This is a genomic window from Bacteroidota bacterium, from assembly GCA_016183775.1.
In the GTDB taxonomy this organism is placed as follows: domain Bacteria; phylum Bacteroidota; class Bacteroidia; order JABDFU01; family JABDFU01; genus JABDFU01.
In genome coordinates this window covers 25,792-38,940 of record JACPDY010000080.1, presented here as the reverse complement: position 1 = coordinate 38,940, position 13,149 = coordinate 25,792, and the positions used below count along the sequence as shown (strand labels likewise).

Annotated in this window: 8 protein-coding genes and 1 pseudogene; all 9 read left to right on the top strand. The window is 38.5% G+C overall.

Going from position 1 to position 13,149, the window contains the following annotated elements; genetic code table 11:
* Positions 1-110: 110 nt before the first annotated feature.
* Positions 111-962: a DNA damage-inducible protein D gene (gene dinD, locus HYU69_10190; protein ID MBI2270707.1), complete on the top strand. Its 852-nt coding sequence runs from the start codon at positions 111-113 to the stop codon at positions 960-962.
* Between the two features lie 83 nt (positions 963-1,045).
* Positions 1,046-1,440 (top strand): annotated as a pseudogene (locus HYU69_10185) (VOC family protein).
* 667 nt (positions 1,441-2,107) lie between these two features.
* A complete protein-coding gene (locus HYU69_10180) occupies positions 2,108-4,096 on the top strand; it encodes a TonB-dependent receptor (protein MBI2270706.1) in 1,989 nt (662 codons plus the stop codon).
* Positions 4,084-4,641, top strand: a complete 558-nt coding sequence (locus HYU69_10175; GenBank protein ID MBI2270705.1) for a YfiR family protein — start codon at positions 4,084-4,086, stop codon at positions 4,639-4,641. The genes HYU69_10180 and HYU69_10175 overlap by 13 nt, the downstream gene beginning before the upstream one ends.
* An 8-nt stretch (positions 4,642-4,649) precedes the next feature.
* A complete protein-coding gene (locus tag HYU69_10170) occupies positions 4,650-6,089 on the top strand; it encodes a HAMP domain-containing protein (GenBank protein MBI2270704.1) in 1,440 nt (479 codons plus the stop codon).
* Positions 6,090-6,169: 80 nt separating this feature from the next.
* Complete coding sequence (locus HYU69_10165) at positions 6,170-6,568, top strand: response regulator (protein MBI2270703.1); 399 nt, start codon at positions 6,170-6,172, stop codon at positions 6,566-6,568.
* A 230-nt stretch (positions 6,569-6,798) separates the two neighbouring features.
* Positions 6,799-7,602 (top strand): ABC transporter substrate-binding protein, encoded by an 804-nt coding sequence (locus HYU69_10160; protein MBI2270702.1) that lies wholly within the window; start codon positions 6,799-6,801, stop codon positions 7,600-7,602.
* Between the two features lie 154 nt (positions 7,603-7,756).
* Positions 7,757-10,039: a patatin-like phospholipase family protein gene (locus HYU69_10155; GenBank protein MBI2270701.1), complete on the top strand. Its 2,283-nt coding sequence runs from the start codon at positions 7,757-7,759 to the stop codon at positions 10,037-10,039.
* Between the two features lie 52 nt (positions 10,040-10,091).
* Entirely contained in the window at positions 10,092-13,145 is a 3,054-nt protein-coding gene (locus HYU69_10150) for an SBBP repeat-containing protein (GenBank protein MBI2270700.1), read from the top strand.
* Positions 13,146-13,149 lie beyond the last annotated feature (4 nt).

The window sequence follows — 13,149 nt, the reverse complement described above, 5'->3', positions numbered from 1 at the left end:
AATATATAACTTCCATTATGCCAAAAAACACATCCCCCTTACCCGTCCCCCACCTACTATTCTTTAGCGATGGAGTTATTTCAATTGATGAACCATAAAAAATAGAAAAAATGAAAACCGAAGAAATACAACAACTTTTTGCACAATTTGAATCCGCAGCATTGGAAATTGAAGGTATAGAGTGCTGGAGTGGACGAGAGCTTCAACAATTATTGGGTTATAGTAAATGGGAGAACTTTGAAAAAGTAATTAATAAAGCGAAAGAATCCTGTAAACATGCCGGTGAAGAAATCTCCAACCATTTTCCTGACGTCAGGAAAATGGTCGAAATAGGTTCGGAAGCGGAGAGAAACATTGAAGATATTGCGCTTACACGTTATGGATGTTACCTCGTCGCTCAAAATGGTGACAGCCGGAAACCCGAAATTGCTTTTGCACAAAACTACTTTGCTGTTCAAACCCGTCGTGCAGAAATAGTTGAACAAAGAATGCTGGAATTTGAACGTGTTAAGGCACGTGAAAAACTCAGCCAAACAGAAAAACAACTCTCCGGAGTTCTTTATGAACGTGGAGTGGATAACCAGGGGTTTGCGATTATCCGTTCAAAAGGCGATCAAGCTCTTTTCAGATTATCAACATCACAATTAAAAAGAAAAATGGGTATGCCCGATAACAGGCCTATAGCTGATTTTCTCCCCACGATAGGTATTAAAGCTAAAGATCTTGCTGCTGAAATGACCAGTCTGAACGTACAAAATAAAGACCTGAAAGGTTACACTCCAATTGAAAAGGAACATGTTGATAATAGTACTGCTGTAAGAAAAATGCTTTTACAAAGAGGAATTCAACCGGAAAACTTACCCGTAGCCGATGATGTGAAAAAGGTACAACGTAAGCTGGATGGAGAAAATAAAAAAGTATTAAAAGAAGTGAGAAAGAGTAAGGGTAAAAAGAAGAAATAATTTAAAAACTATGCCTCAAAAACAAATACCCTTACCCATTCACCCTTGCTTGTAAAACCCTAAAAAATTAATACCATAAAAAAATGAACCCAGTAGTACATTTTGAAATACCCGCAGAAGACACAAAACGAATGAGTGATTTTTACACAAATGTATTTGGCTGGCATACCCAGTCTATGGGCAAAGAGATGGGAAACTATGTAGTTGTTTCCACAACCGAAGCCAATAAAAATGGCAGGCCGACAGTTCCAGGTGCTATTAACGGAGGTTTTTATCCAAAGGAAGCGAATCAACCAGCTCAGTATCCTTCGGTGGTAATAGCGGTTGATGACATTAAAGAACATATTAAAAAGTTTCCGCAGCCGGGGGTAAAGTACTTGGAGAGCCTATGGAAATTCCGGGAATCGGACAGTATGTTTCATTTTTTGATACAGAAGGAAACCGGGTAAGCATACTTCAACCGATTATGAGTGCATGATTTTTCATGGAACCGCCGGTCAAAATCTAGCCGAAAAGAAACTATTGGGCAAAACGAATTAAAATGAGCTTAGCCAACAATAAAACTTTTGAGTTGTGGAAAAGCTTTATGCCGCAACGAAAAGAAATAAAACGAATTTCGCGAAAACAATATAACAAGAAAATCAACGAGGCTGTTTCCCGAATTGAAAATGGTGCTTTTGTTTCTCATAAAGATTCCCTTAAGGAATTATCAAAATGGTAAAACAAAAAACGAGTCAAAATTGTTTGGAATAGAATAGCACTCGATAATTTTAAAGAACTACTCACTTATTTATCCACGTAAAGTAATCAAGCTCCAAAGATCATAAAAGAAGGTGTTTTATCAGGGATAAATAATACAAGTGAAAATCCGCTCATTTGCGAAACTGATAAATTACAAGACAAGAAAAAGAATTCAGGGCTTATTTCGATCAAACGCACTTTTTTTGGTTGAGAAGTAATTTTTGAGATAGATTCTAAATATATATGCTTTCCATGATTATTTAAACTGCCTTTATTATAGTTTTCGGCTGCGATAAAATCATCTTCATCGAAAAAAAGCTATACGCAACTAAAGTAAATCTACCTTTTTCCCCAATTTACATCCACTATAAAAAAAGTATAACGGAAAAACTTAAATATAAGGTATGTACCTACAGGATCAGTTAGTTGTCATTGATAGATCTTCAGATGATAACATTGTCAATAAAACTGAGTATAAGAATAAAAGGGCTTACTGGTCTTTTTATTCAATATTCTTAGCTATTATCCTGCTAATAGTATCTAACGCTATCTTTTCGCAGGACAGTATTTTATCTTCCTCCAGGTTGAAAAAATTAAGTTTGGAAGAACTTATGGATATTGAAGTAACATCCGTTTCAATGCGCCCCGAAAAACTAACAGAAACAGCATCGGCTATACAGGTTATTACCGGAAAAAACATACAGCGCTCAGGTGTAATACGTCTTCCCGAAGCACTACGATTAGTTTCAAACCTTCAAATAGGACAAACAAACTCCCACGATTGGGCCATCACCGCGCGCGGATTTAACGGCCTCCCTTCATCAGGCGGCATATTGGCCAATAAACTCCTGGTGATGATAGATGGCCGCTTAGTTTATAACCCTCTTTTTGGCGGAGTATACTGGGACGTGCAAAACACACTGATGGAAGATATAGACAGAATTGAAGTAGTGAGCGGACCGGGGGGAACCCTTTGGGGAGCAAATGCAGTGAATGGAGTTATTAATGTTTTAACAAAAAGTGCGAAAGAAACCCAGGGATTATATCTATCAGGCGCTGCCGGTTCATTATTAAATGATTATGGCGGAATTCGTCAGGGCGGACGCAGCAGGAGGGATTCAAATCTTTATTTCAGAATATACGCGCAACATTTTAAGCAGGGCAGCACAACGCTAAGAAATGGGAAAAGTGCTAAAGACAGATGGAATATGATACAGGGAGGATTTCGAATGGATTATTATCCATCTGAAAAAAATACTATCACCTTACAAAGCGATTTGTATGGCGGAGAAGAAAACAATGATAGCCTGGTTAAATATACATTAACGGATGGACAAAATGTGCTGGCCAGTTTCACACACCTTTTTTCTGATAAATCAAATTTAAAAATACAGGCCTATTATGACCGTACGTATCGAAAAACACCTTCTTCAACCCTACCGTTCTTTTATAACCTCAATACTTATAATATAGACATTCAGCATCGTTTTGCTATCGGTAGCAGGCAAAGTGTTCTTTATGGTATTGGGTACCGGCTGCAGCAGGATCAAACTGCCCGGACTTTTATTCCCCTTAATAAGGATATGCCGCTCTATAGTGGATTTGTGCAAGACGAAATTACAGTTGCCCCCGGGTTATTAAAGCTGACCATTGGCAGTAAATTCCTTCACAATGTTTTTACAGGATTTGAATTTCAGCCCTGTACCCGCATAGGGTGGACTCCCAATGAAAACAACACCGTATGGACGTCCGTTTCACGCTCAGTACGTACACCTACGAGGTTTGATGCGGATATTACTGTAACCGACATAAAATTCAAATCCGAAAAAGTTATTGCTTATGAATTAGGCTATCGCATCCTCCCTATAGAACAATTATCTTTTTCCTTTGCTACTTTTTACAATATCTACAGCGATCTCCGCAGTTTGGATTCAGCGGCAAGTCCTCCTATTGTATTAAGAAACAGCCAGCAGGCTGAATCGTGGGGATTTGAGTTTTCAGGTATATTCCAGGCAACGGGATGGTGGCAATTACGCGGTGGTTATACCTATTTTGACAGGACTATTTACCCTACAAACAAAAAAGTTTTGCCGATAAGCGTTGCATTCGAAAGCGTAGACCCAAAAAACATCTTTATGCTTCAATCTATTCTGGATTTCCGCAAAGGCATACAGCTGGACCTGGTTGCCCGTTATACGGACGAACTTCCGGAAGTATCAGCCACCATTCCGGCTGTCCCGGCATATTTTACTTTTGACGTTCGGTTAGGATGGCAAATAAAGGCATTCGAAATTTCTGTTATCGGGCAAAATTTATTGGAAGAATATCATAGAGAAAATAGCACGTCAAAAATACCAAGAAGTATTTACGCAAGACTTAAATGCCGGTTCTGAAAAAAATAATACGACAGATTCTATTCATAGCGATACTTGCGTACCGCTCGCTTTTACCTGCCCAAATACCTGTCACCCATGAATACCAGGTAAAAGCAGCTTTTCTTTTCAACTTCGCCCAGTTTGTTGAGTGGCCCCACGCCTCTTTTAGTTCGGGAGAGTCACCATTTATCATAGGGGTTTTAGGAGATAATCCCTTTGGTTCTTACCTGGAATATCTTGTATCGGGCGAAAAAGTGAATGGGCATCCAATGATAGTTAAATATTATAAAAATTCAGACGATATAGAAATGTGCCATGTACTCTTCATCAATAAAACAGCAATAAATAACGGGGACGATATTCTCCCAAAATTAAAAGGCAGAAACATGCTCATGGTAAGTGATGCGTCGAACTTTTTACAGCGGGGAGGAATGATCAGGTTTTACACTAAAAACAACAAGATCCAACTTCAGATTAATCTTGATGCCGTCAAAGCAGACAAACTGGACATTAGTTCAAAGCTACTCCGGGTGGCAGAAATTATTGTCGCTGATAAAAAATAAGCAAACCGATGGCGTTTAAAGATTTGCCCATACAAAAAAAACTGATAAAAATTATCATTTTAATCAGCGGAGCTGTTTTGTTTGTAACATGCACCACATTCTTTGCTTACGAATATTATAAGTTCCGGAAAACGATAATGAATAAACTTTCCACTATTGGAAAAATCATTTCTTCCAACAGTACCGCAGCAATCGCCTTTAATGATCCTGAAAATGCCAAAGAAATTCTATCTTCACTGAAAACAGAACCGCATATTGTAGAAGCTTGTCTTTATGATAAAAACGGTATTTTTTTTGCAGGCTATTCCGGCACTACCGGAATTAACACTTGCCCGGTTAAGCCGGGACCAGAAGGGTATCGTTTCTCGGAATCCCACCTGGAAGGCTTTGAGCCCGTTATAGAAGGAAATAAACAACTCGGTACATTATACCTGAAATCTGACCTGAAAGATATCAATGAACGACTTCTTATCTATAGCTTAGTTATGGCCCTGGTGATCATCATATCCTTTATGCTGACTTACCTGCTTTCCAGGATTCTTGAAAAGAGCATTTCAACACCTATCCTCGATCTGGCTAAAACAGCTAAAATAATTTCCGAGCAAAAAGACTATTCTGTACGTGCTGCTAAGTCGGGCAATGATGAATTGGGCTTACTTACTGACGCTTTCAATCAAATGTTGACACAAATTCAGGAGCAAACTAAAATTTTAAATGAGTTCAATCAGAAACTAGAACAAAAAGTTAAAGCGCGGACTATAGAGCTGGAAAATGCAAATAAAGAATTAGAACAGTTCGCTTATGTAGCATCACACGATTTACAGGAACCTCTCCGGACTATCTCCAATTTTATCGGACTGCTTGAAAAAAAATATTCAGGAAAATCAGATAAGGACACTGATAAATATATCACGTTTATAGTCGCTGCTTCCTACAAAATGCAAAACCTGATTAAGGATTTACTCGAGTTTTCAAGAGTTGGAAAAAACATCGAATTCGTATCCATTGATTGCAATAAAATTTTAAATGAAGTTATTGCTGACATGGAAGCTTCCATTACCGAAAATAATGCAAAGATCACCTCATCTGTACTGCCTGTTTTAAGAGGGAGTGAAATGGAGTTTAAGCGGCTTTTCCAGAACCTAATCAGCAATGCGATAAAATTCCACAAGAAAAATATTGCGCCTGAAATAACAATTTCCGTCGAAGAAAAAGACACCGAATATATTTTTTCATTAAAAGACAATGGCATTGGAATAGAAAAACAATTTCAGGACAAAATTTTTATTATTTTTCAGCGTTTGCATCCGGCCACTGAGTATCCGGGCACCGGCATCGGGCTGTCTACCTGCAAAAAGATCGTTTCTTTACATCATGGAAAAATATGGGTGAAGTCAGAACTAAATGAAGGAGTAACTTTTTATTTCAGCATCTCAAAAAAGATCTAAATAAACCATCGTTCCTATGAATCACGCCAAAAGGGGTAACAAACCGAAAATGACCTTTAAACATCTAAAAATATATACAAATGAAAAAAATAAATTGCATTCTCCTGATAGACGACAATACCGCCGATAATGAATTTCATACTTTAACCATCAAAGAAGCTAATGTTTGTAATCACATACAAGTTGCTCTCAATGCCATTGAAGGATTGAATTATATAAAAAATCAATCCGAACTCCTTCCTAAACCAGATCTTATATATCTTGATATTAATATGCCTGGCATGAGCGGCTTTGACTTTCTCGCAGAGTACGCAAAATTAGATAAGAAGCTAAAATCAAAAGTGGTGATTATTATGCTAAGCACTTCATTAAATCCCGATGACCGAAAAAGAGCGAATGAGATTGATGAAGTAACCGAATTTCAGAACAAACCGCTGACTGTTGAAATAACTCAAAAAACAATAGAAAAATATTTTTAACTACAGCTCTTTAGAAAATATTTTTAAAATAATTTCCCTACGCCACAGCAAAATTTTATACCCTTATTTATACCGCCACTACTTCAGTTTAAGAAAGTTCCGAGGCGGCATTTACGGTTCTAAGCCAACCTGCCTGCCGGTCAGGCAGATGAAAAATCCTTAAATTGACTAAGAACCGGTATAACTAAAAACAGTAAAAAGCCTATCTTTAAAAAATAAAAAGAACAAGCATGATTCGCCTGGTTGACCAAATGGGCACAACAATTGAACTTAAAGAGGCTCCAACACGTATCATATCGCTTGTTCCATCGCAAACAGAATTATTATACGATCTGGGGGCCGGCGAAAAAGTATTGGGTATAACAAAATTTTGTATCCACCCCGATGAATGGTTCAGAAACAAAACACGTGTTGGCGGAACCAAGCAACTCAACTTTGATAAGATTAAAGTCCTTCAACCCGATCTGATCATTGGCAATAAAGAAGAGAACGAACAAATACAGATAGAAGAATTAATGCGCCATTACCCTGTTTGGATGAGCGATATAAAAAACCTGGATGATGCGATAAATATGATCACGGAAGCAGGCTCAATAATCAATAAAAAAGAGAATGCGCAAAAATTGACAGGCACAATTATAAAAGAATTTGAAAAATTAAAAGGACTTAATATTAAACGAAAAAAAATCCGGACGGCTTACCTCATCTGGAACAAACCAATTATGTGCGCAGGCCCGGGCACCTTTATTGATGAAATGCTTCGCCTGTGCGGATTTCAAAACATTTTCCGGAACAAGGGTAATAGCCGCTATCCCGAAATAACCGCAGATGAATTGAAAAAAAATGATCCTGAACTTATATTATTGTCGTCAGAACCCTTTCCTTTCAAAGAAAAACATATGGCGGAATTTCAAAAAGCATGTCCAAATGCTATTATAAAACTGGTTGACGGTGAGCTCTTCTCATGGTATGGAAGTCGGCTGCAATATGCTCCTTCCTATTTCATCAGGCTTATTGGATCCTTAACCGTATAATACCAAACCGCCAACAAGAATGCCAAATACGCGGGGCATAATACCAACTAAGCCATCAAGTTCACGATTTATTTTATCAGACTTGATGGCAAGTTGGTATAAGAAGCTCATAAGCCTAATTTTTCGTAGTTTTGCCAAACTTTAACCAGGCCTAATGAAGGCAAAACGGCTTCATCTTTTAATCCTTACGCTTTTTATTGCTTTCCATTGCTTCTCTCAAAAAGTGGGACTTGTGCTGAGTGGAGGAGGTGCAAATGGCCTTGCGCATATTGGCGTGTTAAAAGCGCTGGAAGAAAACAATATTCCGATTGATTATATATGCGGTACATCAAGCGGCGCTATGGTTGGATCGTTGTACGCTATAGGTTATACCCCTGCTCAAATTGAAAAACTGGTTAAATCGGAAACCTTTCGAAACCTGGCTCTTGGAAAGATCGAAAACAAATACAATTACTACTTTAAAAAGGATGATGACAACGCCTCCTGGATCCAATTCAAAATTTCGTTTAACTCAGGGATTGAAACTTCGCTTCCAACCAACATCATTAACTCCTTCCCTGTCGATTTCGGCCTGATGGAAATATATGGAAAAAGCGCTGCCGCGGCAAAATATAACTTCGACAGCCTCATGATCCCGTTCCGCTGCGTTGCATCAGACATTGATGCCAATGAATCAGTGGTTTTTAAAAATGGCGACCTGGGAGAAGCCATACGTGCTTCCATTTCATATCCATTTTATCTGAAACCCATTATAGTAAATGGCAAACTACTATTTGACGGCGGCCTTTACAACAACTTTCCTTCTGATGTAATGTATAATGATTTTTTTCCCGACTATATCATTGGAAGCACCGTTACAGGCAATGTGGCACCTGCCACCGATGACAATATTGTATCGCAGATCCGGAGCATGATGATGACCACCACTAACTTCGGACTTATGTGCGAAACAGGCACCTTAATTGAGCCAAAAACAAATATTGGTCCGTTTGATTTTAACAACCCGCAACAGCTTATCGATAGCGGTTACGTGAGCACAATACGAAAAATAAATGAAATTAAAGAAGCCGTAAGCCGCAGATCCGACAACACCGAACTGAATAAAAAACGTACAACTTTCTTGAAAGGTCAGCATGAAATGTTTTTCGACAAGATTACTGTGGAAGGGGTAAATAAAAACCAATCGCACTATATTCAGAAAAGCATTCAACACAAAAATGAACCACTCAGTCTTCCGCAAATGAAAAAACAATATTTCAAACTGATCAACGATGATAAGATAAAAAACATATTTCCGAAAGCCACATTCAATGAAAAGAACGGATTTTATGACCTGCAGCTGAAAGTAAAAAAAGAAAAAGACCTTGTAGCATTTTTCGGGGGCAATTTATCAAACCGCCCTATCAGCGAGGGCTTTGTAGGTTTGCAATACAATTTCCTGGGAAAAACAGCCGTAAGCATCTATGGCAACACTTATTTCGGCCGCTTATACAGTTCGGCCCAGCTAAAAGCCCGTATTGATTTTCCCACACACATTCCATTTTACGTACAACCGACCATTACCTATAACCGTTGGGATTATTATAAAAGCAGTGAATTGTTTTTTGCCGATGTAAAACCGTCATACCTTATACAAGGTGATCAATATGCGGGATTGGACATTGGCACCCCTGCCGTTTACAATGGAAAAATTTTGGCAGGAGCATCTTACGCGACCATTGTAAACGAATATTACCAAACCGACAAATTTACACAGCAGGATACTGCTGATGTAGATGAATTGAACTTATTTACGTCGTATATTATGTATGAGAAAAATACATTTAATAGAAAACTTTACCCGAGTGAAGGTCATTATTTCCTATTGAAAGCACGCTACTGTACAGGAGAAGAATTTAACCAACCGGGATCTACAGGTATTGATATTGGCACATTCAGGCAGCTGAAAGAATGGGTGCAGCTTAAAGCGGTGTATGACAATTATTTCATTTACCGGAGCCGTATCAAACTTGGCGTACGAATGGAAGGTGTTTACTCCAACCAGATCTTATCAGTCAATTATGCCTCAACCATTTTAATTGCTCCCGCCTTTCAACCAACGCCTGAAACGCGGACTCTGTTCCTTGAAAACTACCGGGCCAACAACTATATAGCAGGGGGATTGAAAAATATTATCAGTTTCAGAAAAAACCTGGAATTGCGCATAGAAGGATATGTGTTTTTACCGCATGAGTCAATTTTAAAAGGCTCCGACTTAAAAGCCTATTATGGGGGAGCATTTGATACCAAACATTACATTGCAACTGTCGCAGGTGTTTACACAACACCCGTTGGACCCATCAGCATAAGTATGAATTATTATGACCGGGAAAAAGCCCCCTTAACTTTCCTGTTCCACTTTGGGTATACTATATTTAATAAGAGGGCGCTGGAATAGATGGAAGCTGTATTCTCACATATATAAATTTTCAATTACTTAAATTAGTACAATGAGAATTGCATTTAATATGGTTGTCCTGCTTATTACCTTCAACTTGTTTGCGAACAGCAATTCACATAAACAAAAACCCACCGAAAAAGAACAAGCTCAATTTACTGAACGTTTCAATGGCAGCGGCTTACGATTTACACCCAACAAAGGACAAATCGCCGACATGAATGGCAAACTCTGCCCCGATGTCTTGTACAAAGGCGATGGTGGCGGTGCGGATATCTATATACGCAAAACAGGTATAAGCTATGTATATAGTGATGTAAGCAAAGTGACGCACGAAATAGAAGAACAAATTGAAGAAGCTGAAAAAGCAGGCAAGGTAAGTCCCACGACAAAACAAAAAATGAAAGATGAGTTAATGCAAAAGCTATCTATTAAAATACATCGTGTGGATATGAACTTTGCCGGATCCAATGCAAATACAGGTACGATCAATGAGGATGAGGTTGATGGCTATAACAATTACTACTACGCTCATTGCCCCCAAGGGATAACCAATGTAAAGCAATACAACAAAATAATCTGCAAAAATATTTATAACAATATTGATGTTATCTATTACGGCAACAGAGCAACCGGTATTAAATACGACATCATCGTTCAACCTCATGCCGACCCTAATCAGATAAAACTATACTGGAAAGGTGCTGAAAGCATTCGCATAAATAGTGAAGGAGCATTAATAATTAAAACAAGTGTGAATGAATTTTCAGAATCAATACCGAAAGTATATCAAAACATAAACGGTAAAATTGTTGATGTAAAAGCAAAATATGTTTTAACCCCTGTTACTGAAGGTGAAGCAATTATTAATTTTTCGCTTGCTGATTTTAACGCTTCCTATCCTTTGGTGATTGACCCCTGGGCAACGTATTATGGGGGATCTAATAATGATTATAGTGCTGGAATAACTAATGACAATTTGGGCAATGTTGCAATAACAGGATTTACTGAATCTTTTAATTTCCCTATGCTGGGAGCTTCACAAACAACAAATTCTGGCTTGAGTGATGCTTTCGTTGTAAAATTCAATCCGACCGGTACGCGAATTTGGGCAACCTATTATGGGGGAAGCAGATTCGATTACGGAAACTGTATTACTTCAGATCTCAGTAACAACATCTTGATTTCCGGCCATACGGATTCGAGTGATTTACCAATTGTTAATGGATTTCAAACTTCACATGGAGGGGGCACTTATGATATTTTTGTTGTAAAATTTAATCCGACAGGAACACGCTCTTGGTCAACTTACTATGGTGGTATCGCCGACGACATTGGCAGGGGAATCGTTACAGATAAATCAGAAGACGTATATATTTCCGGAAACACGGCTTCTTCTGATTTTCCTGTACAGGGCGGATACCAAATGACTTACGCGGGTGGAAACAAGGATGCTTTTATAGTAAAATTAAAATCAACAGGTGGCAGAAATTGGGCCACATTTTATGGTGGCACTTCTGATGATTATGCAAATTGCGTTACTATAGATATTTCTGGTAACGTTGTTTTTTCAGGCTACACCAATTCAATTGATTTTCCGATAACAACAGGAGCATTCCAAATTAATTACGGTGGAAACGCAGATGTAATCATAGTGAAACTAAAATCTGACGGCTCACGCCTTTGGGCAACATATTACGGCGGAACTTCTGTTGAGGAAGGCAAAAGTATTGCTATTGATAGCCAGGGAAACATTGTTGTAGCCGGCTATACTAGCTCAGCCGATTTCCCTGTAATAAACGGATTCCAAATGGCTATGGCTGGCGGGTGGTCAGATGCGTTTGTATTAAATTTAGACTCCCTTGGAACTCCCGCATGGAGTACTTTTTATGGAACTATTGAATATGAATGGGCATGGGGTATAACTACTGATAAAAAAAACAATATTTATTTACTAATGGAGGCAGAAGATGTTGCCACACCTTCTCTTGTTGACACATGTACCTGGCAACCTATATTTAACGGAGGTTCTGGTAACCCAATTGGAGGAACAGTTGAGGACCTGCTAATAATAAAATTTACATCCAAAGGACAAAAAGTCTGCGCAACTTATTTGGGTGGAACGGGTGAAGATGACATGGACTATGGAGGAGGGATGACCATATTTGGCAATTCCATATACATAACAGCTTCAACAGATGGTGGTTATCCGGTGACTACGGGAGCTTTTCAAACATCACCTGGTTCTACTAATACTGGTCTTTGGTATGGTGGTGCCGATGCCTTCATCAATGAAATCTGCATTAATTTTTGTGAAGGAAAATCACTTGCCTTAGACTATACTACTAATACAAGTTTGTGCGAAAACAAGCCTATTACATACACCTCTGTCATAGGCCATTCCTGTGATACTACAGGGTACAAATTTCAATGGTCTTTTCCGGATGGAAATCCCTTAACCTCAACCGAAACAAATCCGGTCGTAACTTATAACAAATCCGGAAAGTATTCTGGAAAGTTAGTCCTTATTACCCTATGCAAAAAAGACAGTATTGAGCATACGCAATTCGTCACAGTGTTGCCAACAATTGTACAAAATGATCTACCCTTTAAACAAACTATAAATAAAGGAGGAAGTGTCTCCCTTAATTTAGTAGGGGGCTTTTCATATAACTGGGTTCCTTCAACCGGACTTTCGTGCACAAACTGTCAAAACCCTGTTGCAAGCCCTATAGTTTCTACCACTTATACTGTAACCTCTACTGATCCAAATGGATGCAAGACAACAACGATATTTGAAATCATTGTGGGCACACCCTGCGAAGATGAAACGGATCTATTTGTACCAAATATATTTTCACCCAACAATGATGGCAAAAATGACATTCTCTTTGTAGAAGGAAATGGCTTAACAAATATTTATTTCGGAATATACAATCGCTGGGGTAACCTGATCTTTGAAGCATTTGACCAAAGCCATGGCTGGGATGGAACAAAAAAAGGTAATCCTATGGAGACCGGGACTTATGTGTATTACCTGAAAGGAAATTGCACCAAAACAAATACTGAAGTGCGGCTTAAAGGCAATGTTAGCCTTATCCGATAATTCA

Coding starts and splice junctions, on each gene's coding strand:
- dinD (MBI2270707.1), top strand. CDS start 111: ATGAAAACCGAAGAAATACAACAACTTTTTGCACAATTTGAATCCGCA.
- HYU69_10180 (MBI2270706.1), top strand. CDS start 2,108: ATGTACCTACAGGATCAGTTAGTTGTCATTGATAGATCTTCAGATGAT.
- HYU69_10175 (MBI2270705.1), top strand. CDS start 4,084: ATGCCGGTTCTGAAAAAAATAATACGACAGATTCTATTCATAGCGATA.
- HYU69_10170 (MBI2270704.1), top strand. CDS start 4,650: ATGGCGTTTAAAGATTTGCCCATACAAAAAAAACTGATAAAAATTATC.
- HYU69_10165 (MBI2270703.1), top strand. CDS start 6,170: ATGAAAAAAATAAATTGCATTCTCCTGATAGACGACAATACCGCCGAT.
- HYU69_10160 (MBI2270702.1), top strand. CDS start 6,799: ATGATTCGCCTGGTTGACCAAATGGGCACAACAATTGAACTTAAAGAG.
- HYU69_10155 (MBI2270701.1), top strand. CDS start 7,757: ATGAAGGCAAAACGGCTTCATCTTTTAATCCTTACGCTTTTTATTGCT.
- HYU69_10150 (MBI2270700.1), top strand. CDS start 10,092: ATGAGAATTGCATTTAATATGGTTGTCCTGCTTATTACCTTCAACTTG.